This is a genomic window from Streptomyces sp. NPDC127129 (assembly GCF_042671585.1).
Classification (GTDB): domain Bacteria; phylum Actinomycetota; class Actinomycetes; order Streptomycetales; family Streptomycetaceae; genus Streptomyces.
This window is the reverse complement of sequence record NZ_JBHXTV010000007.1, coordinates 21,461-43,572: the sequence shown is the minus strand read 5'-3', so window position 1 is coordinate 43,572 and position 22,112 is coordinate 21,461. Positions and strand designations below refer to the sequence as shown.

The following is a 22,112-nucleotide window of genomic DNA, read 5'->3' as shown; positions in this document are numbered from 1 at the left end:
GTGGACCTCAGCTTCCGGAGTGGTGGTCGGTGGCGTAGAGATGGGCCTCGCCGAGGTGGTCGCGGAGCCGCGCGAGGGAGCGGGAGCAGGTGCTCTTGACCGTGGCCTCGCTGCAGCGCAGGAGGGAGGCGACGGTCTCCACGCTCAGGTCCTCCCAGTACCGCAGGACGACCATGGCGCGGGCCCTCGGTGTGAGTTCGGCGAGTGCGGCGAGGAGCGTGACCCGGAGGTCGGTGTGCTCGGCCGTGGGAGCGGGGACGAGTCCGCCGGTCCTGGTGAAGGCGAGCAGGTCGCGCACGCGACGGCGCCGCTCGGCGAGGAAGGTGCGGGTCAGTACGGTCTTGGCGTAGGCATGCGGGTACTCGGCGGTGCCGGCCTTGCGCCAGTGCTGGAAGAGTTTGGCGAGGGTGGTCTGGGTGAGGTCGCGGGCGGTCTCCGCGTCGCCGCAGAGCAGATAGGCCGTGCGGTACAGCCGTGTCTGCCCGGTGCGGGCGAACTCCTCGAACGCCTGGTCCGAGCCGTGCGATGCCTGCATCGCGCTCCTCCGTTCGTGGGGTCGGCCCCCGGTTGCCCGACTGTCACCCCTCCTTGAGCGCGCGACCCCGGAAAGGGTTGAACGGCGGGGCGAAAAGATTTCCCGGCGGCGCGGGCCGGAGGGCTCCCGAGGTCCGGGGAGCGCGGGCTGCCACAATGGCCGGGTGACCCGAGCATCCCTGGACAAGCAGCCGCACGAAGTCGCCTCGATGTTCGACGACGTGGCGGCGAACTACGACCTCACCAACGACGTGCTCTCGCTCGGTCAGGACCGGCGCTGGCGCAAGGAGGTCGCCAAGGCCGTCGACGCGCGCCCGGCGCAGCGGATCCTGGACCTGGCGGCCGGGACGGCGACCTCCTCGCAGCCCTTCGCCCGCGCGGGGGCGTACGTCGTGCCGTGCGACTTCTCCCTCGGGATGCTCCAGGTCGGCAAGAAGCGGCACCCGTGGATGCCGTTCACCGCCGGCGACGGGATGAGTCTCCCGTTCCGCGACGACGTCTTCGACGCCGTGACGATCTCCTTCGGCCTGCGCAACATCCAGGACACCGAGGCGGCGCTGCGCGAGCTGTACCGGGTGACGAAGCCCGGCGGACGGGTCGTGATCTGCGAGTTCTCGCACGCCACCTGGGCGCCGTTCCGCACGGTGTACGAGGAGTACCTGATGCGTGCCCTGCCGCCGGTGGCCCGCGCGATCTCCTCCAACCCGGACGCCTACGTCTACCTCGCCGAGTCCATCAGGTCCTGGCCGGACCAGCCGACTCTCGCCGGTCTGCTCCAGAAGGCCGGCTGGTCGAAGGTGGCCTGGCGGAACCTGTCGGGCGGCATCGTCGCCCTGCACCGGGGCTTCAAGGACTGAACGCCCCGGGCGAACGCCCCGGGCCCCGGACGCCCGGAACCCTTCTCCTAGACTTCAGCCGACGTGCCTCACGCCGCCGTACCCCTCACCCCTCGACCTTCGGGAGACACCGCCGTGACCGAGCAGCCCCTCTCCGAGCACAGCGCAGACGTGATCGTCGTCGGGGCGGGCCCGGCGGGATCGACGACGGCGTACTACCTGGCCAAGGCGGGGCTCGACGTCCTGCTCCTGGAGAAGACCGCGTTCCCGCGCGAGAAGGTCTGCGGCGACGGGCTCACGCCCCGCGCCACCAAGCAGCTCGTCGCCATGGGGATCGACATCTCCGAGGAGGCCGGCTGGCTGCGCAACAAGGGCCTGCGCATCATCGGCGGTGGCGTCCGGCTCCAGCTGGACTGGCCGGACCTCGCCTCGTACCCCGACTACGGACTCGTCCGTAAGCGCGACGACTTCGACGAGCAGCTCGCCCGCCAGGCGCAGAAGGCGGGCGCGCGGCTGTACGAGCGCTGCAACGTCGGCTCCCCGATCATCGACGAGCGCACCGGCCGCATCACGGGCGTGCACGCCAAGCTCGGCGAGGAGAAGCGCGAGGTCACCTTCCACGCGCCGCTCGTCGTCGCCGCCGACGGCAACTCGACCCGGCTCTCCCTCGCGATGGGCCTGCACCGGCGCGAGGACCGGCCGATGGGCGTGGCCGTACGGACGTACTTCACCAGCCCCCGCCACGACGACGACTACCTGGAGTCCTGGCTGGAGCTGTGGGACCGGCGCGGCCCGCAGGACCGTCTGCTGCCGGGCTACGGCTGGATCTTCGGCATGGGCGACGGCACCTCCAACGTCGGCCTCGGCATCCTCAACTCCTCCGCCGCCTTCCGCGAGCTGGACTGGCGCGAGGTGCTCAAGGCCTGGTGCGCCTCGATGCCGGAGGACTGGGGCTTCACCCCGGAGAACATGACGATCCCGATCCGGGGCGCCGCGCTGCCGATGGCCTTCAACCGCCAGCCGCACTACACCAAGGGCCTGCTGCTCGTCGGTGACGCGGGCGGCCTGGTCAACCCGTTCAACGGCGAGGGCATCGCGTACGCGATGGAGTCGGGCCAGATCGCGGCCGACGTCATCGTCCAGGCGCACGCCCGCGCGACCCCGGCCCAGCGCGAACTGGCCCTGCACAACTACCCGAAGATCCTCAAGGACACCTACGGCGGGTACTACACGCTCGGCCGCGCCTTCGTGAAGATCATCGGCAACCCGAAGATCATGAAGATCGCGACCCAGCGCGGCCTGACGCACCCGGTCCTGATGAAGTTCACGCTGAAGATGCTGGCCAACCTGACCGACCCGACGGGCGGCGACGCGATGGACCGCATCATCAACGGTCTCTCGAAGGTGGCCCCGAAGGCCTGAACGCCTGCCGGTACCCGGACGGGGACACCCCGACGGCCCGGGTGAAGTGGCGGCGCAGGTTGGCCGCCGACCCCAGACCGCTGTGGTCACCGACCAGCTCCACGGGCAGGTCGGTGCACTCCAGCAGGGACTGGGCCCGGGCCACGCGCTGCTGGAGCAGCCACTGCAGCGGGGTGGTCCCGTACTCCTCGCGCACCCTCCGGTGGAAGGTGCGCGGGCTCATCCGGGCCCGCCGCGCCAGCTCCTCCACGGTCAGCGGCTCGGCCAGGTGCTCGGTCGCCCACTGCAGTACGGGTCCCAGGCTGTCGTCGTCGCTCGGCGGGAGCGGAGCCTCGATGAACTGGGCCTGGCCGCCGGGGCGGTGGGCCGGGACGACGAGGCGGCGGGCGAGCTGCCCGGCGACGGCCGCGCCGAGGTCGGTGCGCACCAGGTGCAGACAGAGGTCGAGCGCGGCGGTGGCCCCGGCACTCGTCAGCACCGTTCCCTCGTCCGTGTAGAGCACCGAGTCGTCCACGAGCACGCCGGGGTGGCGGGCGGCCAGTTGCGCGGTGTGCTGCCAGTGGGCGGTGGCCCGGCGGCCGTCGAGCAGCCCGGCGGCGGCGAGCGCGAAGGCGCCGGTGCACAGCGAGACCATCCGGGCGCCGGAGGCGGCCGCCGCGCGCAGCGCCTCGACGAGTTCGGCGGGCACCTCCTCGCCCTCCTCCACGACCGCGTCGGGCACGGAGGGCACGATGACGGTGTCCGCGCCGACGAGTCCGTCGAGACCGTGCGTGGTGCGCAGGGAGAAGATCCCGCCGTCGCCGGAGTCCCCGCAGAGCCGCAGCTCGTACCAGGGGTCGGCCAGGTCGGGATGCGGGATGCCGAAGACCCCGCACGCCAGCGAGAGTTCGTACAGCTCCCACAGCGACGTCCCGGTCCGCCGGTCCGGTACGACGGCGATGGCCACCACTCCTGCGCTCATGCCCTCGACCGTACGTCAGAGGTGCGGCAGGAATCGTGCGGTCGCCGTCGGTCCTGCCACTGTCGGCCGGATTCCGCCGCTGCGAGCGTGGACCCCATGAATGCACAGAACATCACGGTCATCGGTCTCGGGCAGATGGGCTCCGCCCTGGCCGACGCCTTCCTCGCCGCCGGCCACCGCACCACCGTCTGGAACCGCACCCCGGCGAAGGCCGACGCCCTGGTCGCCCGGGGCGCCGTCCGCGCCGCCACCGTCGCCGAGGCCGTCGCCGCGAGCGAGCTCGTCGTGGTCTGCGTCCTCGACCACACCGCCGTACGCGAACTCCTCGCCCCCGTCGCCGATGCGCTGCGGGGCAAGGCCCTGGTCGACCTCACCACCGGTTCGCCCGAGCAGGCCCGTGAGGAGGCGCGGTGGGCCGGTGAGCACGGCATCGGTCATCTCGTGGGGGCCGTGATGACGACCCCGCCGGGGGTCGGCGACAGCTCCAACATGATCCTCTACGCGGGCGCCCCGGAGCTGTTCGCCGCGCACCGGGCGACGCTCGCCGTCCTGGGCGACCCGGTGGACCTCGGCCCGGACGCGGGGCTCGCCTCGCTCTACGACGCGGGGCTGCTCGGTCTCATGTGGTCCGTCTTCGGCGGCTGGCTGCACGCCACCGCCCTCGCGGGCGCGGACGGGGTGCCGGCCCGGGACTTCACGGCGGTGGCCACCCGCTGGCTGTCGACGGTCTCGTGGTTCATGACGGGGTACGCCGAGCAGATCGACGCCGGGGAGTACCCGGGCGCGGACGCCACGATCGACGTCCAGGTGGCGGCGATCGGGCATCTGCTGCACGCGGGGGAGGAGCGGGGCGTCGACGACCGGCTGCCGAGGCTGCATCTGGAGCTGATGCGCGCCGCGGTCGAGGCGGGCCACGGCGGGGACAGCTACGCCCGGATCATCGAGGCCTTCCGCAAGTAGGGCATATCCACCCGAAGCAGGGAAAAGCCGTCACTCCCCCGAGGAGTGACGGCTTCTCACGTATGCCGGTGCGGATGATCAGAGGATGCGGACCGCGCCGGAGGGCATGTCCCAGTCCAGGGAGCGCTCGACGACACCGGTCGACGGGTTCTGCGCGCCCACGTACTTGCCGCCGCCCACGTAGATCGCCACGTGGTACGAGCCGCTGCGGCTGCCCCAGTACAGGATGTCGCCCGGCTGCAGGTTGCTCAGCGAGACGGACGTACCCATGGACGACTGCTGGTTCGAGATGCGCGGGAGGTCGACGCCGGCCTGGCGGTAGGCCGCCTGGACGAGACCGGAGCAGTCCCAGGAGTTGGGGCCGGTGCCGCCGGAGATGTAGGCGTCGCCGATCTGGGCGCGGGCGAAGGCCACGATCGCGGCGGCGGACCCGGTGGGGGCGTCGCTGCTGTACGAGGAGCCGCTGTCGGAGGAGCCGGAGGACGAGGAGAGCGTGGTGCGCTCCTGGGTCCGGGAGGCGCGCTCGCGGGCCTCGGCGCGGGCCTTCTCGGCCCGCTCCGCCTTCTCGGCCTCGGCCTTGCGGTCGGCTTCGGCCTTGGCCTTCTTGGCCTCCTTGGCGGCCTTCTCCAGCGCGGCCGTCTCCTGGGCCTGGAGGCTCAGGTCGAGGGCTTCCTGCTGGGAGGCCTCGGCGGAGGCGGAGACGGCGCTCGCCAGGCCGGTGTCGAGCGAGCCGAGGGTGGGCATCTCGATGGTCTCGGTCACCGGCTCGGCATTCGCCGGCCCGGCAGCACCGGCCACCGCGATGGTGCTGAGGACGCCACCGGCAACTCCGGCGCGGAGCGCGAGCTTGGAGGCGCTTCGGCGGGGCTTCCGGTGGCTGGGTATGTGAGCGGTGTGGGACATGAGTACAACCGCTATCAGGGCTTCACGGTTCCCTTCAAGAAACGTGGGTTGCGCCACAGTTACGTTCGGAACCACCTAATCCGCTTATCTGGCGCCCTTATTGACGCCGTAACGGACAATCCGGGCACGACTCATCTGGCCCTTGATCACGGGTTTTCAATGAAACGTCCGAATTGACCGCCGCTTACCACCTCTTCACACCGATGGCCAAGCCCCGTTTTCTCCCGAGCGGAATGCTGTGACGCAGGTCACAGCATGATGTCCATCAGGCGATCGGGACGCTCGTGAATCGGTGCACACGTCCACTTCGCGCCTGCGAGACCCCCGACCGGGCGACGAGCCGGTCCTTTATCACTCGCCCGGGTCCATCACCAATTTGCCTGTAGACGCCACCTCTTGATAGTGCGACACCCCTCCGACCAGCGGTTTCCGGTCCGGATGTCACAACTGGTGATCACCTGGGCGCTTCGAGTGCCAAGATCACCGCTCATCCGACTTCATGATCCTTCGTCAGGTGGTGGAGATCACAAAGCCGGTGGTGTACCCCGTGTCGCAGATCACAGAGGGGCAGGCATAAGATGCGGGGCAGTCGGGCTTGTGAACTGCCTCACATGGGGGCGATCTTCCACGGCCCGACCGTGCGGTCCAACGGTCAAGGACGACTGGAAGGAGCGAGGAGCGTGAATGCGTACGCGCCCATCCTCGTGCTCGGTGCCCTGGGTGCGGGGTTTGCGATCTTCTCCGTGGTCATGGCCACGCTAATCGGCCCAAAGCGGTACAACAGGGCAAAGCTTGAGGCATACGAGTGCGGCATCGAGCCGACGCCCACTCCGGCCGGAGGCGGCCGCTTCCCCATCAAGTACTACCTGACGGCGATGCTCTTCATCGTCTTCGACATCGAGATCGTCTTCCTCTACCCCTGGGCGGTCACCTTCGACGCCCTGGGGCTTTTCGGGCTCGTGGAGATGCTGCTCTTCGTGCTCACCGTCTTCGTCGCCTACGCCTACGTGTGGCGGCGCGGCGGCCTGGAATGGGACTGAGGGGCTGAGGGGCACCTATGGGACTCGAAGAGAAGCTGCCGAGCGGTTTTCTGCTGACGACGGTCGAACAGGCCGCGGGCTGGGTGCGCAAGGCGTCCGTCTTCCCCGCGACCTTCGGCCTCGCCTGCTGCGCCATCGAGATGATGACGACCGGCGCCGGCCGTTACGACCTGGCGCGCTTCGGCATGGAGGTCTTCCGCGGCTCACCGCGCCAGGCCGACCTGATGATCGTGGCGGGCCGTGTCAGCCAGAAGATGGCGCCCGTCCTGCGGCAGGTCTACGACCAGATGCCGAACCCCAAGTGGGTCATCTCCATGGGGGTCTGCGCCTCGTCGGGCGGAATGTTCAACAACTACGCGATTGTGCAGGGAGTCGACCACATTGTGCCGGTCGACATCTATTTGCCGGGTTGCCCGCCGCGCCCGGAGATGCTGATGGACGCGATTCTCAAGCTCCACCAGAAGATCCAGACCTCCAAGCTCGGCGTGAACGCCGAGGAGGCGGCCCGCGAGGCGGAGGAAGCGGCGCTCAAGGCCCTGCCGACGATTGAGATGAAGGGTCTTCTCCGGTGAGTGACGAGACACCGAACCCCGAGAAGGAGCTCTCCGAGCAGAACCTGCCCGGTCAGCGCGGGGAGCACGGCGAGGAGGTCCGCGTCCAGCGCGGGATGTTCGGCGCCGACAAGGGCGGCGACACCTCGGGCTACGGCGGCCTCGTCCGCTCCGTGCGCCTGCCCGGCGCGGCCACCCGCCCGTACGGCGGCTGGTTCGACGAGGTCGCCGACGAGCTCGAGGGCGCCCTCGACGAGCAGGGGCTCCTCCCCGAGAACGCCATCGAGAAGACGGTCGTCGACCGCGACGAGCTCACCTTCCACATCGCCCGCGAGCACCTCGTCCGCGTCGCCCGCACCCTGCGCGACGACCCGGCGCTGCGCTTCGAGCTCTGTACGGGCGTCTCCGGCGTCCACTACCTCGGCGACAAGGGCCGCGAGCTGCACGCCGTGTACCACCTGCGCTCGCTCACCCACGGCCGGCTGATCCGCCTGGAGGTGTCCGCCCCGGACGCCGACCCGCACATCCCGTCGCTCGTCGCGGTCTACCCGACCAACGACTGGCACGAGCGCGAGACGTACGACTTCTTCGGCATCGTCTTCGACGGCCACCCCGCCCTCACCCGGATCATGATGCCGGACGACTGGCAGGGCTTCCCGCAGCGCAAGGACTACCCCCTCGGCGGCATCGCCGTCGAGTACAAGGGCGCCCAGATCCCGGCTCCGGACCAGCGGAGGTCGTACTCGTGAACAACCCCAACGCTTCGGAAGCCCGCGAGACCACCGAAGGCACCGTCTACACCGTCACCGGTGGCGACTGGGAAGAGGTCGTCGAGTCCGCCGCCAAGGCGGACGACGAGCGGATCATCGTCAACATGGGTCCCCAGCACCCGTCCACGCACGGCGTGCTGCGGCTGATCCTGGAGATCGACGGCGAGACCGTCACCGAGGCCCGCTGCGGCATCGGCTACCTCCACACCGGCATCGAGAAGAACCTCGAATTCCGGAACTGGACGCAGGGCACCACCTTCGTCACGCGCATGGACTACCTCACCTCGTTCTACAACGAGACGGCGTACTGCCTGGGCGTCGAGAAGCTGCTCGGCATCACCGACCAGATCCCGGACCGCGCCAGCATCATCCGGGTGCTCCTGATGGAGCTCAACCGGCTCTCCTCCCACCTGGTGTGCATCGCCACCGGCGGCATGGAGCTGGGCGCCACCACGATCATGATCTACGGCTTCCGGGACCGCGAGATGATCCTGGACCTCTACGAGCTGATCACCGGCCTGCGCATGAACCACGCGTTCATCCGCCCCGGCGGCCTCGCCCAGGACCTGCCGCCGGGCGCCGTCGACGCCGTGCGCGAGTTCGTGAAGACCATGAAGAAGAACCTGCCGGAGTACGACAAGCTCGCCACCGGCAACCCCATCTTCAAGGCCCGCATGCAGGACGTCGGCTACCTCGACCTCGCCGGCTGCATGGCGCTCGGCGCCACCGGACCGATCCTGCGCTCCGCGGGCCTCCCGCACGACCTGCGCAAGACCGACCCGTACTGCGGCTACGAGAACTACGAGTTCGACGTCCCGACCGCCGACACCTGCGACTCCTACGGACGCTTCCTCGTCCGCCTGGAGGAGATGCGCCAGTCCCTGCGGATCGTCGAGCAGTGCCTCGACCGCCTGGCGCCCGGCGCGGTCATGGTCGCCGACAAGAAGATCGCCTGGCCCGCGCAGCTCGCGCTCGGCCCGGACGGACTCGGCAACTCCCTCGACCACATCAAGAAGATCATGGGCACCTCCATGGAGGCCCTGATCCACCACTTCAAGCTGGTCACCGAGGGCTTCCGCGTCCCGGCCGGACAGGCCTACGCGGCCGTCGAGTCGCCCAAGGGCGAGCTCGGCGTGCACGTCGTCTCCGACGGCGGCACCCGCCCCTACCGGGTCCACTTCCGCGACCCGTCCTTCACCAACCTGCAGGCCATGGCGGCGATGTGCGAGGGCGGCCAGGTCGCCGACGTCATCGTCGCCGTCGCGTCCATCGACCCCGTGATGGGAGGCGTCGACCGATGACGGACGGACAGACCAGTCTCGGGATGCCCCAGCTCCCCGCCCCCGACTACCCGGCCGAGGTACGCGCCCGGCTGGAGGCGGACGCCCGGGAGATCATCGCCCGCTATCCGGGGTCCCGCTCCGCGCTCCTGCCGCTGCTGCACCTGGTGCAGGCGGAGGAGGGCCATGTGACCCGTACCGGCATGAAGTTCTGTGCCGAGGTCCTCGGCCTGACCACCGCCGAGGTCACCGCGGTCGCCACCTTCTACACGATGTACCGCCGCAAGCCCTCCGGCGACTACCAGGTCGGCGTCTGCACCAACACGCTCTGCGCGGTCATGGGCGGCGACGCCATCTTCGAGGAGCTCAAGGAGCACCTCGGGGTCGGCAACAACGAGACGACCGAGGACGGCAAGGTCACGCTGGAGCACATCGAGTGCAACGCGGCCTGCGACTTCGCGCCCGTGGTGATGGTCAACTGGGAGTTCTTCGACAACCAGACGCCCCAGTCCGCCAAGAAGATCGTCGACGATCTGCGGGCCGGCCGTCCGGTCGAGCCGACCCGGGGCGCGCCGCTCTGCACGTACAAGGAGACCGCCCGCATCCTGGCCGGTTTCCCCGACGAGCGCGAGGGGGCCGTCGAGGCCACCGGTGGGGCCGGCCCGGCCTCGCTCGTCGGGCTGCGGCTGGCCAAGGGCGAGACCCCGCACCACAAGATCGTCCACCCGCGCGGCGAATCGGCCAGTGGGGAGGGGGAGTGATGACCTTGGCAGCCGAGATCAACAACAGCAGCCCCGAGAAGCTTCTGGCGCCGGTCCTGTCGGCGTTCTGGGACCAGCCCGAGTCCTGGACCCTGGAGACGTACAAGAGGCACGAGGGGTACGAGGGTCTGCGCAAGGCCCTCGCGATGTCGCCCGACGACCTCATCGCGTACGTCAAGGACTCCGGGCTGCGCGGCCGTGGCGGCGCCGGCTTCCCCACCGGAATGAAGTGGCAGTTCATTCCGCAGGGCGACGGCAAGCCGCACTACCTCGTCGTCAACGCCGACGAGTCCGAGCCGGGCACCTGCAAGGACATCCCGCTCCTCTTCGCCAACCCGCACTCCCTCATCGAGGGAATGATCATCGCCTGCTACGCGATCCGCTCCGAGCACGCGTTCATCTACCTGCGCGGCGAGGTCGTGCCCGTCCTGCGCCGCCTGCACGAGGCGGTGCGCGAGGCGTACGACGCCGGCCTCCTCGGCCGGAACATCCTCGGCAGCGGCCTGAACCTCGACATCACCGTGCACGCGGGCGCCGGCGCGTACATCTGCGGCGAGGAGACCGCGCTGCTCGACTCGCTCGAAGGACGGCGCGGCCAGCCCCGGCTCCGTCCGCCCTTCCCCGCGGTCGCCGGTCTGTACGCCTGCCCCACCGTGGTGAACAACGTCGAGTCCATCGCCTCCGTTCCCGCGATCCTCAACCGGGGCAAGGACTGGTTCAAGTCGATGGGCAGCGAGAAGTCCCCGGGCTTCACGCTCTACTCGCTCAGCGGGCACGTCGCCTCGCCCGGCCAGTACGAGGCACCGCTCGGGATCACGCTGCGCCAGCTCCTCGACATGAGCGGCGGCATGCGCCCCGGGCACCGGCTGAAGTTCTGGACCCCGGGCGGCTCCTCCACCCCGATGTTCACCGACGAGCACCTCGACGTCCCGCTGGACTACGAGGGCGTGGGCGCGGCCGGCTCGATGCTCGGCACGAAGGCGCTCCAGTGCTTCGACGAGACCACCTGCGTGGTCCGCGCGGTGACCCGGTGGACCGAGTTCTACGCCCACGAGTCCTGCGGCAAGTGCACACCGTGCCGCGAAGGCACCTACTGGCTGGTGCAGTTGCTCCGTGACATCGAGGCGGGCAAGGGCGTGATGTCCGACCTCGACAAGCTCAACGACATCGCCGACAACATCAACGGCAAGTCGTTCTGCGCGCTCGGCGACGGTGCGGCCTCCCCGATCTTCTCCTCGCTGAAGTACTTCCGCGAGGAGTACGAGCAGCACATCACCGGCCGGGGCTGCCCCTTCGACCCGGCCAAGTCGACCGCCTGGGCGGACAACCACAAGGAGGTGACGGCATGACGGTCACCACGGCCGGCCCCGCGGGCGGCGGTTCCCCGGCGGTACCGCCGGAGGACATGGTCACGCTGACCATCGACGGCGCCGAGATCTCCGTCCCCAAGGGGACCCTGGTCATCCGCGCCGCCGAGCAGCTCGGCATCGAGATCCCGCGGTTCTGCGACCACCCGCTCCTCGACCCGGCCGGCGCCTGCCGGCAGTGCATCGTCGAGGTCGAGGGCCAGCGCAAGCCGATGGCGTCCTGCACCATCACCTGCACCGACGGCATGGTGGTGAAGTCGCAGCTGACCTCGCAGGTCGCCGAGAAGGCCCAGCACGGCGTGATGGAGCTGCTGCTCATCAACCACCCGCTGGACTGCCCGGTCTGCGATAAGGGCGGCGAGTGCCCGCTGCAGAACCAGGCGATGTCGCACGGGCAGGCGGAGTCCCGCTTCGAGGGCCACAAGCGGACCTACGAGAAGCCGGTGCCGATCTCGACCCAGGTGCTGCTCGACCGTGAGCGGTGCGTGCTCTGCGCGCGCTGCACCCGGTTCTCCAACCAGATCGCCGGCGACCCGATGATCGAGCTGGTCGAGCGCGGCGCGCTCCAGCAGGTCGGCACCGGCGAGGGCGACCCGTTCGAGTCGTACTTCTCCGGGAACACGATCCAGATCTGCCCGGTGGGCGCGCTGACCTCGGCGGCGTACCGGTTCCGCTCCCGCCCCTTCGACCTCGTCTCCTCGCCGAGCGTCTGCGAGCACTGCGCGGGCGGCTGCGCCACGCGCACCGACCACCGGCGCGGCAAGGTCATGCGGCGGCTCGCGGCCGATGACCCGGAGGTCAACGAGGAGTGGGTGTGCGACAAGGGACGGTTCGCGTTCCGGTACGCCCAGCAGCGTGACCGGCTGACGACACCGCTCGTACGGAACCCGGAGACGGGCGTCCTCGAAGCGGCCTCCTGGCCGGAGGCCCTGGAGGCCGCGGCCCGCGGACTGGTCAGGGGCCGTACCGGCGTCCTGGCCGGCGGGCGGCTGACCGTCGAGGACTCCTACGCGTACGCCAAGTTCGCCCGGGTCGCCCTCGACACCAACGACGTCGACTTCCGGGCCCGGGTCCACTCCAGCGAGGAGGCCGACTTCCTGGCCTCCACCGTCGCCGGCCGCGGCAGGGACCTGGACGGCTCGGGGGTCACGTACACCTCCCTCGAAGCAGCCCCGGCCGTGCTGCTCGCCGGCTTCGAGTCCGAGGAGGAGGCGCCCGGCGTCTTCCTGCGGCTGCGCAAGGCCTGGCGCACGAAGGGCCAGAAGACCTACGCGCTGGCCGCGTTCGCGACCCGGGGCCTGGTGAAGGCGGGCGGCACGCTGCTCGCCGCGGCGCCCGGCACCGAGACCGAGTGGCTGGACGCGCTCACCTCCCGCGTCGGACTCGACGAGGCCGGTACGCGGGCCGCGGAGGCGCTGCGCCAGGACGGCGCCGTCATCGTGGTCGGCGAGCGGCTGGCCGCCGTGCCCGGCGGGCTGACCGCCGCCGTCCGGACGGCGGCGGCGACCGGCGCGAAGCTGGTGTGGATCCCGCGCCGGGCCGGGGAGCGCGGGGCGCTCGAAGCCGGCGCCATCCCGACGCTGCTGCCCGGCGGCCGCCCCGCGACCGACCCGCGCGCGCGTGAGGAGGTCGCGGCGGCCTGGGGCGTACGCGAACTCCCGCACGGCTACGGCCGCGACACCGGCCAGATCGTCGAGGCCGCGGCCACCGGCGAACTGGGCGCTCTGCTCGTCGGTGGCGTCGAGGTCCGCGACCTGCCGGACCCGGCACGCGCGCGTGAGGCGCTCGACGCGGCGTTCGTGGTCTCCCTGGAGCTGCGGCCGAGCGAGGTCACCGAGCGGGCCGACGTGGTCCTGCCGGTCGCCGCGGTCGCCGAGAAGCCCGGCACCTTCCTCAACTGGGAGGGCAGGGCACGGCTCTTCGAGGCCGCGCTCAAGCCCGAGCAGATGACCCGGACGCTGCCACCGGCGGACGCGCGCGTGCTCCACATGCTCGCCGACGCCCTCGACGCGCACCTGGCCCTGCCCGACCTTCGCTCGGTCCGCCGTGAGCTGGACCGGCTCGGCGGCTGGGACGGCGAGCGGGCCTCCGAGCCCACCGAGCCCGCGCAGGCCGCGCCCCGCCCGGGCGAGGGCGAGGCGGTCCTCGCCGGACACCGGCTCCTGCTCGACCTCGGCCGCCTCCAGGAGGGCGACACGGCGCTGGCCGGCACCCGCCACGCGGCGGTCGCCCGCCTCTCGGCCGCGACCGCGGAGGAGACGGGCGTGAAGGACGGCGACCTCCTCGCCGTCTCCGGCCCGGCGGGCTCGACCCGACTCCCGCTCCAGGTCACCGAGATGCCCGACCGCGTGGTCTGGCTCCCGCTCAACTCGGCCGACGGCGGAGTCCTCTCCGACACGGGCGCCCACCCGGGCGACCTGGTCCGCATCGGCCCGGCGACCTCGACGGAGGTGCAGGCATGACCACGCTGCTCGCCGCGGAAGACCTCTCCATGTTCGGGACCGACCCCTGGTGGCTCGTCGCGATCAAGGCGGTCTTCTGCTTCGCCTTCCTCATGGTCACCGTGCTCTTCTCCATCGTGTGGGAGCGCAAGGTCGTCGCCTGGATGCAGCTGCGCATCGGGCCCAACCGGCATGGACCCTGGGGGTTCCTCCAGTCCCTCGCGGACGGCATCAAGCTGATGCTCAAGGAGGACGTCGTCGTCAAGCGCGCCGACAAGGTCGTCTACATCCTCGCGCCGATCATCGCCGCGGCCCCGGCGTTCATGGCCATCGCCGTGATCCCGTTCGGCCCGGCCGGCAACGAGGTCTCGATCTTCGGCCACCGCACCACGATGCAGCTCACCGACCTGCCGATCGCGATGCTGTACGTCCTCGCGATCGCCTCCGTCGGCATCTACGGCATCGTCCTCGCCGGCTGGTCCTCCGGCTCCACGTACCCGCTCCTCGGCGGCCTGCGCTCCTGCGCCCAGATGATCTCCTACGAGATCGCCATGGGCGCCGCGTTCGCCTCCGTCTTCCTCTACTCCGGGTCGATGTCGACCTCGGCGATCGTCGAGGCGCAGGCGGACCGCTGGTTCATCATCCTGCTGCCGGTCTCGTTCATCATCTACGTCGTCACGATGGTCGGCGAGACCAACCGCGCCCCGTTCGACATGCCGGAGTCCGAGGGCGACCTCGTCGGCGGCTTCAACACCGAGTACTCGTCCATCAAGTTCGCGATGTTCATGCTCGCCGAGTACGTGAACATGGTGACGGTCTCCGCCGTCTCCGTGACGCTCTTCCTCGGCGGCTGGCGCGCCCCGTACCCGGTCTCCACCTTCTGGGAGGGCGCGAACCACGGCTGGTGGCCGATGCTCTGGTTCATCCTCAAGGTGCAGCTGCTGCTCTTCTTCTTCATCTGGCTGCGCGGCACCCTGCCCCGGGTCCGCTACGACCAGCTGATGAAGCTCGGCTGGAAGGTCCTCATCCCGGTCTCGGTGCTCTGGCTGATGCTGGTCGCCACCGTCCGGGCCCTGCGCAACGAGAACTTCGCGTTCCAGACGATCGTGCTGTACGTCGCCGGGGCCGTGATCGGCGTCCTGCTCATCTCCTTCGTCGCCGACATGTTCCGCGACCGCAGGGCGAAGGAGGCCGAGGGTCCGGCCGAGGACGAGCTCCCCTTCGACCCGATGGCCGGCGGCTTCCCCGTACCGCCCAAGCCCGGCCAGACCCTGCCGCCCGTACCGCGGCGCAGGCCGCGCGGGGACCGGGACCTGGTTGCCAGTGGTGCCCCCGATACTGCTACTGCGAGTGATGGAAAGGAGACGGACGGTGTCTGATTTCCAGAATCCGGTGGCCGGCTTCGGCGTGACCTTCAAGGCCATGTTCAAGAAGCGGCTGACCGAGCAGTACCCGGAGGAGCGCAAGACGACGGCGCCGCGCTTCCACGGCCGCCACCAGCTCAACCGTCATCCGGACGGACTTGAGAAGTGCGTGGGCTGCGAGCTGTGCGCCTGGGCCTGTCCCGCGGACGCCATCTACGTGGAGGGCGCGGACAACACCGAGGAGGAGCGCTACTCCCCGGGCGAGCGCTACGGCCGCGTCTACCAGATCAACTACGCCCGCTGCATCCTGTGCGGACTGTGCATCGAGGCCTGCCCCACCCGGGCGCTGACGATGACGAACGAGTTCGAACTGGCCGACTCCTCCCGCGAGAACCTGATCTACACCAAGGAGCAGCTCCTCGCGGGCCTGGAGGAGGGCATGGTCGACTCCCCGCACTCGATCTTCCCGGGGGCGGACGAGCAGGACTACTACCGGGGCCTGGTCACCGAGGCCGCGCCGGGCACGGTCCAGCAGGTCGCCACCTCCAAGGGGGAGAAGGGCGAGCCGGAAGAGGTGGACGCATGAACGCCCAGCTCGCGGCCTACGCCACCTCCGGCGGAGAGGCCTTCCAGTTCTGGGTCCTCGGCACGGTCGCCGTCATCGGCGCCCTGTGCACGGTCCTGATGAGGAAGGCCATGCACAGCGCCCTGTGTCTGGCCGGCACGATGATCGTCCTCGCGGTCTTCTACCTCGCCAACGGCGCGTACTTCCTGGGCATCGTCCAGATCGTCGTCTACACCGGCGCGATCATGATGCTGTTCCTCTTCATCGTCATGCTCGTCGGCGTCACGGCCGCCGACTCCCTGAAGGAGACCATCAGGGGCCAGCGCTGGTGGGCCGCCGCCTGTGGGCTCGGCTTCGGCGTCCTGCTGATCGGCGGCATCGGCCAGGCCTCCCTGACGGAGTTCAACGGGCTCGGCGCGGCGAACGGCGCGTACGGCGGGAACGTCGAGGGCCTCGCCGCCCTGATCTTCACCAAGTACGTCTTCGCCTTCGAGATCACCGGCGCGCTGCTCATCACCGCGGCCGTCGGCGCGATGGTCCTCACGCACCGCGAGCGGACCGAACGGGCCCGCACCCAGCGCGAGATGGCCGAGCAGCGGGTCCGCGAGGGCAAGCACGTCCCGCCGCTTCCCGCGCCGGGTGTCTACGCCCGGCACAACGCGGTGGACATCCCCGGTCTGCTGCCCGACGGCACCCCCGCCGAGCTGACCGTGATGCAGACGCTGCGCAAGCGCGGCCAGGTCCGCGACGTGTCCGGCGAGGCGCTGGCCGACCTCAAGGCGCTGGAGCAGCGGGCGCAGGAGCGGCTCGGCCGCGACCGGGACGACGAGGAGGCCTCGCGATGAACCCCGTGAACTATCTCTATCTCGCCGCCCTGTTGTTCACGATCGGCGCGGCCGGGGTGCTGATCCGGCGCAACGCGATCGTGGTCTTCATGTGCGTCGAGCTGATGCTCAACGCCTGCAACCTCGCGCTCGTCACCTTCTCCCGGATGCACGGCAACCTGGACGGCCAGATCATCGCCTTCTTCACGATGGTCGTCGCCGCCGCGGAGGTCGTGGTCGGGCTCGCGATCATCGTGTCGCTGTTCCGTTCCCGCCACTCGGCTTCGGTCGACGACGCCAGCCTGATGAAGCTGTAAGGGGCTGAATCGTGGAGAACCTGATTGCGCTGCTCGTCGCGGCGCCTCTGCTGGGGGCGACCGTCCTGCTCTGCGGCGGGCGGCGCCTCGACAAGGCCGGGCCCCTGCTCGGCACGCTGCTCGCGGCCGCCTCCTTCGTCATCGGTCTCGTCCTCTTCGCCCACATGCTCGGCAGGAGCGCGGACGACCGGGCCATGTACCAGCACCTGTGGAGCTGGATCGCCGTCGGCGACTTCCAGGCGGACATCGCGTTCCAGCTCGACCAGCTGTCGATGACGTTCGTGCTGCTGATCACCGGCGTGGGCTCGCTGATCCACGTGTACTCGATCGGGTACATGGAGCACGACGAGCGCAAGCGCCGCTTCTTCGGCTATCTGAACCTGTTCCTCGCGGCGATGCTGCTCCTCGTCCTCGCCGACAACTACCTGCTGCTGTACTTCGGCTGGGAGGGCGTCGGCCTCGCCTCGTACCTCCTGATCGGCTTCTGGCAGCACAAGCCCAGCGCGGCCACCGCCGCGAAGAAGGCCTTCCTGGTCAACCGGGTCGGCGACATGGGCCTGTCGATCGCGATCATGCTCATGTTCACCACCTTCGGGACCTTCGCCTTCGGGCCGGTCCTGGAGGCGACCGGCGAGGCCTCCGAGGGCAAGCTGACGGCGATCGCCCTGATGCTCCTCCTCGCCGCCTGCGGCAAGTCGGCCCAGGTGCCGCTGCAGTCCTGGCTCGGGGACGCGATGGAGGGCCCGACCCCGGTCTCGGCCCTCATCCACGCGGCCACGATGGTCACCGCCGGTGTCTATCTGATCGTCCGCTCCGCCGACATCTTCAACGCCTCCCCGGACGCCCAGCTCGTGGTCGTCGTGGTCGGCGCGGTCACGCTCCTCTTCGGTGCGATCGTCGGTTGCGCGAAGGACGACATCAAGAAGGCGCTGGCCGGCTCGACGATGTCGCAGATCGGCTACATGGTCCTGGCGGCGGGCCTCGGCCCCATCGGCTACGTCTTCGCGATCATGCACCTGGTCACGCACGGCTTCTTCAAGGCCGGGCTCTTCCTCGGCGCCGGATCGGTCATGCACGGCATGAACGACGAGGTGGACATGCGCCGTTACGGCGGTCTGCGGAAGTACATGCCGGTCACCTTCGTCACCTTCGGCCTCGGCTACCTCGCGATCATCGGCTTCCCGGGCCTGTCCGGCTTCTTCTCCAAGGACAAGATCATCGAGGCGGCCTTCGCCAAGGGCGGCACCGAGGGCTGGATCCTCGGCGCGGTCACGCTGCTCGGCGCGGCCATCACCGCCTACTACATGACGCGCGTGATGCTGATGACCTTCTTCGGCGAGAAGCGCTGGCAGGCCGACGAGAAGGGCGAGCTGCCGCATCCGCACGAGTCGCCGAAGTCGATGACGATCCCGATGGTCCTGCTGGCCTTCGGCTCCGTCCTCGCGGGTGGCTTCTTCTCCATCGGCGACCGGTTCATCACCTGGCTGAAGCCGGTGACCGAGTTCGAGCACGGACACCCGCCGATCAGCGCCGGAGCCATCACCTCGGCCACGGTCGCGGTCATGGTGCTCGGCGTCGCCGTCGCCTACCTCCAGTACGGACGCCGGCCCGTCCCGGTCACCGCCCCGCGCGGCTCGCTGCTCACCCGGGCCGCGCGCCGCGACCTGCTCCAGGACGACTTCAACCACGCCGTGTTCGTGACGGGCGGCACGCACCTCACCCGCTCGCTCGTCTACGTCGACCACACCCTGGTCGACGGAGTGGTCAACGGCACCGCCGCCTCGGTCGGCGGTCTGTCCGGCCGGCTGCGCAAACTGCAGAACGGCTACGCCCGCACGTATGCGGTCTCCATGTTCGGAGGTACGGCGGTGCTGATCGCCGCGACCCTGCTGATGAGGGCGGTGTAACTGCCATGTCCTTCCCGCTCCTTACGGTGACGGCAGCGGTGCCTGCGGTCGGTGCGATCCTCACCGCCGCCGTGCCCGCCGCCCGCCGTACCGCGGCCAAGTGGCTGGCGCTGCTGGTCTCGCTGGTCACGCTGGTGCTCGCGGCGGTCGTCATGGTCCGCTTCGAGCCCGGCGGCGACCGGTACCAGCTCGTCGAGTCCCACTCGTGGATCGCGGACTTCGGGGTCCGCTACGAACTGGGCGTGGACGGCATCGGGGTGGCGCTGATCGCGCTCACCGCGCTGCTGATCCCCTTCATCATCCTGGCGGGCTGGCACGACGCCGACCCCCTGGAGACGAAGTCCAGCCGCTGGCGGCCGACGCAGGGCTTCTTCGCCCTGATCCTGATGGTCGAGGCGATGGTGATCCTCTCCTTCGAGGCCACCGACGTCTTCCTCTTCTACGTCCTGTTCGAAGCGATGCTCATCCCGATGTACTTCCTCATCGGCGGCTTCGGCGACCGGGCCCACGCCGGCTCGGACGAGAACGCGGCGGCCCAGCGCTCGTACGCGGCGGTGAAGTTCCTGCTGTACAACCTGGTCGGCGGACTGATCATGCTGGCCGCCGTCATCGGGCTCTACGTCGTCGCCGGGAACTTCTCCCTCACGGAGATCGCCGAGGCGCGGGCGTCCGGTCAGCTGGAGATGGCGACCAACACCGAACGGCTGCTGTTCCTCGGCTTCTTCTTCGCCTTCGCCGTGAAGGCGCCGCTGTGGCCGCTGCACACCTGGCTGCCGAACGCGATGGGGGAGGCGACCGCACCGGTCGCCGTGCTCATCACCGCGGTCGTCGACAAGGTCGGCACGTTCGCGATGCTCCGCTTCTGCCTCCAGCTCTTCCCGGAGGCGTCGAAGTGGGCGACCCCGGTGATCATCGCGCTCGCCCTGGTGAGCATCGTCTACGGGGCGCTGCTCGCGGTCGGCCAGCGGGACATCAAGCGGCTGGTGGCGTACGCCTCGATCTCGCACTTCGGCTTCATCATCATGGGCATCTTCGCGATGACCAGCCAGGGCCAGAGCGGCGCGACGCTGTACATGGTCAACCACGGGATCTCGACGGCCGCCCTGATGCTGGTGGCCGGCTTCCTGATCACGCGGCGCGGCTCGCGGCTCATCGCCGACTACGGCGGTGTGCAGAAGGTCGCCCCGGTCCTCGCCGGCACGTTCCTGATCGGCGGCCTCGCCACGCTCTCGCTGCCGGGCCTCGCGCCCTTCGTCAGTGAGTTCCTGGTCCTGGTCGGCACGTACGCCCGCTACCCGGTGGCCGGCATCATCGGCACCACCGGCATCGTCCTCGCCGCGCTCTACACCCTCGTCCTCTACCAGCGGACGATGACGGGCCCGGTGGTGACGGAGGAGGTCCGGACGATGCCGGACCTGCGGGTGCGGGAGCTGGTCGTGGTCGCCCCGCTGATCGCTCTGCTGATCTTCCTCGGGGTGTTCCCGAAGCCGCTGACGGACATCGTGAACCCCGCCGTCTCGCACACCATGTCCGACGTCCAGCAAAAGGACCCCCAGCCCGAAGTGGAGGCGGCCAAGTGAGTGCATCCGCCGTCGCGTCCGGCGCCGCGCCCGTCGTCCACAGCCTGTGGACGACGGCCGCCGAGCCGTTGACCAAGATCCCGGCACCCCACATCGAGTACGTCCAGCTCTCACCCGTACTCATCGTGGTCGGCGCCGCGGTCCTCAGCGTCCTGGTCGAGGCCTTCGTGCCCCGCAAGGGCCGCTGGCTCAGCCAGGTGTTCCTCAGCGTGCTCGCGCTGGTCGCCGCGTTCGCCGCGATCGTCGGCCTCGCCGCCGGCGGCTACGGCTCCACGAAGGCGCACATCGCCGCCATGGGCGCCATCGCCGTCGACGGCCCGGCGCTCTTCCTCCAGGGCACCATCCTGCTGGCCTCGCTCGTCGCCGTCTTCACCTTCGCCGAGCGCAGGCTCGACCCGGCCGGCCACGGCCACCGGGTCGACTCCTTCGCCGCCGAGGCCGCCGCCGTTCCCGGCAGCGACCAGGAGAAGGCCGCGGCCAAGGCCGGGTTCACCACCACCGAGGTGTTCCCGCTGGCGCTGTTCGCCATCGCCGGCATGCTGGTCTTCCCCGCCGCCAACGACCTCCTGACGCTCTTCATCGCCCTGGAGGTCTTCTCCCTCCCGCTCTACCTGCTCTGCGCCGTCGCCCGCCGCAAGCGGCTCATGTCGCAGGAGGCCGCGGTCAAGTACTTCCTCCTCGGCGCCTTCTCCTCGGCGTTCCTGCTCTTCGGCATCGCGCTGCTCTACGGCTACGCGGGCTCCGTCTCGTACGCCACCATCGCGAACGTCGTCGACGGCGCGGTCGGCTCGATCGACCCGGCGCTCGCCGGCACCATGGGCAACGACGCCCTGCTGCTCATCGGCTTCGCCATGGTCCTCATGGGGCTGCTCTTCAAGGTCGGCGCCGTGCCGTTCCACATGTGGACCCCGGACGTCTACCAGGGCGCGCCGACCCCCGTCACCGGCTTCATGGCCGCCGCGACGAAGGTCGCCGCCTTCGGCGCCCTGCTGCGCCTGCTGTACGTGGTGCTGCCGGGCCTCACCTGGGACTGGCGGCCGGTCATGTGGGGCGTCGCCATCGTCACCATGCTGGGCGGCGCGATCGTCGCGATCACCCAGACCGACATCAAGCGGCTCCTCGCGTACTCCTCCATCGCGCACGCCGGCTTCCTGCTGGCCGGTGTCATCGCCGCCACGCCCACCGGCATCTCGTCCGTGCTCTTCTACCTGGGCGCGTACTCCTTCGTGACGATCGGTGCCTTCGCGGTCGTCACGCTGGTGCGGGACGCCGGCGGCGAGGCGACGCACCTGTCCAAGTGGGCGGGGCTCGGCCGTCGTTCGCCGCTCGTGGCGGCGGTCTTCGCGGTGTTCCTGCTGGCCTTCGCCGGCATCCCGCTGACGTCGGGCTTCTCCGGAAAGTTCGCGGTCTTCTCGGCGGCGGCGGAGGGCGGCGCGGGCGCGCTGGTCGTCGTCGGTGTCATCTCGTCGGCGATCGCCGCGTTCTTCTACATCAGGGTGATCGTGCTGATGTTCTTCAGCGAGCCGAAGGCGGACGGCCCCACGGTCGCGGTGCCCTCGGCCTTCACCGCGGCCACCATCACGGTGGGCGTCGCGGTCACGCTGGTGCTCGGCTTCGCGCCGCAGTACTTCCTGGACCTGGCGGGCCAGGCGAGCGTGTTCGTACGGTAGACGAGAAACGCCGTCAGGGCCCGGTCCCCGCTCACGCGGGGGGCCGGGCCCTGACGTCT

At 70.0% G+C, this 22,112-nt stretch carries 20 protein-coding genes; 17 read left to right on the top strand and 3 right to left on the bottom strand.

The features are described from left to right. Positions 1–7: 7 nt before the first annotated feature. Positions 8–535 carry a SigE family RNA polymerase sigma factor gene (locus tag ACFVGW_RS15155; protein WP_385852273.1) on the bottom strand — a complete coding sequence of 176 codons (528 nt, stop codon included), beginning with the start codon at positions 533–535 and terminating at the stop codon, positions 8–10. A 163-nt stretch (positions 536–698) separates the two neighbouring features. Here ACFVGW_RS15155 and ACFVGW_RS15150 point away from each other — a divergent pair, with 163 nt between their 5' ends. Beyond that, complete coding sequence (locus ACFVGW_RS15150) at positions 699–1,391, top strand: demethylmenaquinone methyltransferase (protein WP_385852272.1); 693 nt, start codon at positions 699–701, stop codon at positions 1,389–1,391. A 114-nt stretch (positions 1,392–1,505) separates the two neighbouring features. Then, positions 1,506–2,792 carry a geranylgeranyl reductase family protein gene (locus ACFVGW_RS15145; RefSeq protein WP_383228487.1) on the top strand — a complete coding sequence of 429 codons (1,287 nt, stop codon included), beginning with the start codon at positions 1,506–1,508 and terminating at the stop codon, positions 2,790–2,792. Here ACFVGW_RS15145 and ACFVGW_RS15140 read toward each other — a convergent pair. Continuing rightward, complete coding sequence (locus ACFVGW_RS15140; protein WP_385852271.1) at positions 2,758–3,753, bottom strand: helix-turn-helix domain-containing protein; 996 nt, start codon at positions 3,751–3,753, stop codon at positions 2,758–2,760. The genes ACFVGW_RS15145 and ACFVGW_RS15140 overlap by 35 nt on opposite strands. Before the next feature lie 87 nt (positions 3,754–3,840). On the opposite strand from ACFVGW_RS15140, the gene ACFVGW_RS15135 reads away from it, so the two are divergent. Continuing rightward, positions 3,841–4,713 carry an NAD(P)-dependent oxidoreductase gene (locus ACFVGW_RS15135; protein WP_385852270.1) on the top strand — a complete coding sequence of 291 codons (873 nt, stop codon included), beginning with the start codon at positions 3,841–3,843 and terminating at the stop codon, positions 4,711–4,713. A 78-nt stretch (positions 4,714–4,791) separates the two neighbouring features. Here ACFVGW_RS15135 and ACFVGW_RS15130 read toward each other — a convergent pair whose 3' ends face one another. After that, the gene (locus tag ACFVGW_RS15130) at positions 4,792–5,616 is read right to left on the bottom strand and encodes a C40 family peptidase (RefSeq protein ID WP_352188835.1); all 825 of its coding nucleotides are present in this window, start codon (positions 5,614–5,616) and stop codon (positions 4,792–4,794) included. A gap of 680 nt (positions 5,617–6,296) precedes the next feature. On the opposite strand from ACFVGW_RS15130, the gene ACFVGW_RS15125 reads away from it, so the two are divergent. Genes ACFVGW_RS15125 through nuoN form a run of 14 tightly spaced genes read left to right on the top strand, consistent with a single transcriptional unit; the run spans position 6,297 to position 22,053 of the window. Further along, positions 6,297–6,656 carry an NADH-quinone oxidoreductase subunit A gene (locus ACFVGW_RS15125; protein WP_030494815.1) on the top strand — a complete coding sequence of 120 codons (360 nt, stop codon included), beginning with the start codon at positions 6,297–6,299 and terminating at the stop codon, positions 6,654–6,656. 17 nt (positions 6,657–6,673) lie between these two features. Beyond that, positions 6,674–7,228 (top strand): NADH-quinone oxidoreductase subunit B family protein, encoded by a 555-nt coding sequence (locus ACFVGW_RS15120; RefSeq protein ID WP_003998928.1) that lies wholly within the window; start codon positions 6,674–6,676, stop codon positions 7,226–7,228. Further along, positions 7,225–7,956, top strand: coding sequence for an NADH-quinone oxidoreductase subunit C (locus ACFVGW_RS15115; protein WP_383310841.1), 732 nt, complete (start codon positions 7,225–7,227; stop codon positions 7,954–7,956). The genes ACFVGW_RS15120 and ACFVGW_RS15115 overlap by 4 nt, the downstream gene beginning before the upstream one ends. Next, complete coding sequence (locus ACFVGW_RS15110) at positions 7,953–9,278, top strand: NADH-quinone oxidoreductase subunit D (RefSeq protein ID WP_383228484.1); 1,326 nt, start codon at positions 7,953–7,955, stop codon at positions 9,276–9,278. Before ACFVGW_RS15115 ends, ACFVGW_RS15110 begins: the two co-directional genes overlap by 4 nt. Then, complete coding sequence (gene nuoE / locus ACFVGW_RS15105) at positions 9,275–10,018, top strand: NADH-quinone oxidoreductase subunit NuoE (protein WP_385852269.1); 744 nt, start codon at positions 9,275–9,277, stop codon at positions 10,016–10,018. Before ACFVGW_RS15110 ends, nuoE begins: the two co-directional genes overlap by 4 nt. Next, positions 10,015–11,367 (top strand): NADH-quinone oxidoreductase subunit NuoF, encoded by a 1,353-nt coding sequence (nuoF, locus tag ACFVGW_RS15100; protein ID WP_352188839.1) that lies wholly within the window; start codon positions 10,015–10,017, stop codon positions 11,365–11,367. The genes nuoE and nuoF overlap by 4 nt, the downstream gene beginning before the upstream one ends. Beyond that, on the top strand, positions 11,364–13,847 hold the full coding sequence (locus ACFVGW_RS15095; protein WP_385852268.1) for an NADH-quinone oxidoreductase subunit G: 2,484 nt from the start codon (positions 11,364–11,366) through the stop codon (positions 13,845–13,847). Before nuoF ends, ACFVGW_RS15095 begins: the two co-directional genes overlap by 4 nt. Further along, a complete protein-coding gene (gene nuoH / locus ACFVGW_RS15090; RefSeq protein WP_385852267.1) occupies positions 13,844–15,205 on the top strand; it encodes an NADH-quinone oxidoreductase subunit NuoH in 1,362 nt (453 codons plus the stop codon). Before ACFVGW_RS15095 ends, nuoH begins: the two co-directional genes overlap by 4 nt. After that, complete coding sequence (nuoI, locus tag ACFVGW_RS15085) at positions 15,180–15,776, top strand: NADH-quinone oxidoreductase subunit NuoI (protein ID WP_383228480.1); 597 nt, start codon at positions 15,180–15,182, stop codon at positions 15,774–15,776. The genes nuoH and nuoI overlap by 26 nt, the downstream gene beginning before the upstream one ends. Next, positions 15,773–16,600: an NADH-quinone oxidoreductase subunit J gene (locus tag ACFVGW_RS15080; RefSeq protein WP_385852266.1), complete on the top strand. Its 828-nt coding sequence runs from the start codon at positions 15,773–15,775 to the stop codon at positions 16,598–16,600. Before nuoI ends, ACFVGW_RS15080 begins: the two co-directional genes overlap by 4 nt. Then, positions 16,597–16,896, top strand: a complete 300-nt coding sequence (gene nuoK, locus ACFVGW_RS15075; RefSeq protein ID WP_260229523.1) for an NADH-quinone oxidoreductase subunit NuoK — start codon at positions 16,597–16,599, stop codon at positions 16,894–16,896. The genes ACFVGW_RS15080 and nuoK overlap by 4 nt, the downstream gene beginning before the upstream one ends. 11 nt (positions 16,897–16,907) lie before the next feature. After that, positions 16,908–18,803, top strand: a complete 1,896-nt coding sequence (gene nuoL, locus ACFVGW_RS15070) for an NADH-quinone oxidoreductase subunit L (RefSeq protein WP_385852265.1) — start codon at positions 16,908–16,910, stop codon at positions 18,801–18,803. 5 nt (positions 18,804–18,808) lie between these two features. Beyond that, positions 18,809–20,383: an NADH-quinone oxidoreductase subunit M gene (locus ACFVGW_RS15065; RefSeq protein WP_385852264.1), complete on the top strand. Its 1,575-nt coding sequence runs from the start codon at positions 18,809–18,811 to the stop codon at positions 20,381–20,383. Further along, positions 20,380–22,053, top strand: a complete 1,674-nt coding sequence (gene nuoN / locus ACFVGW_RS15060; protein WP_385852263.1) for an NADH-quinone oxidoreductase subunit NuoN — start codon at positions 20,380–20,382, stop codon at positions 22,051–22,053. Before ACFVGW_RS15065 ends, nuoN begins: the two co-directional genes overlap by 4 nt. Positions 22,054–22,112 lie beyond the last annotated feature (59 nt).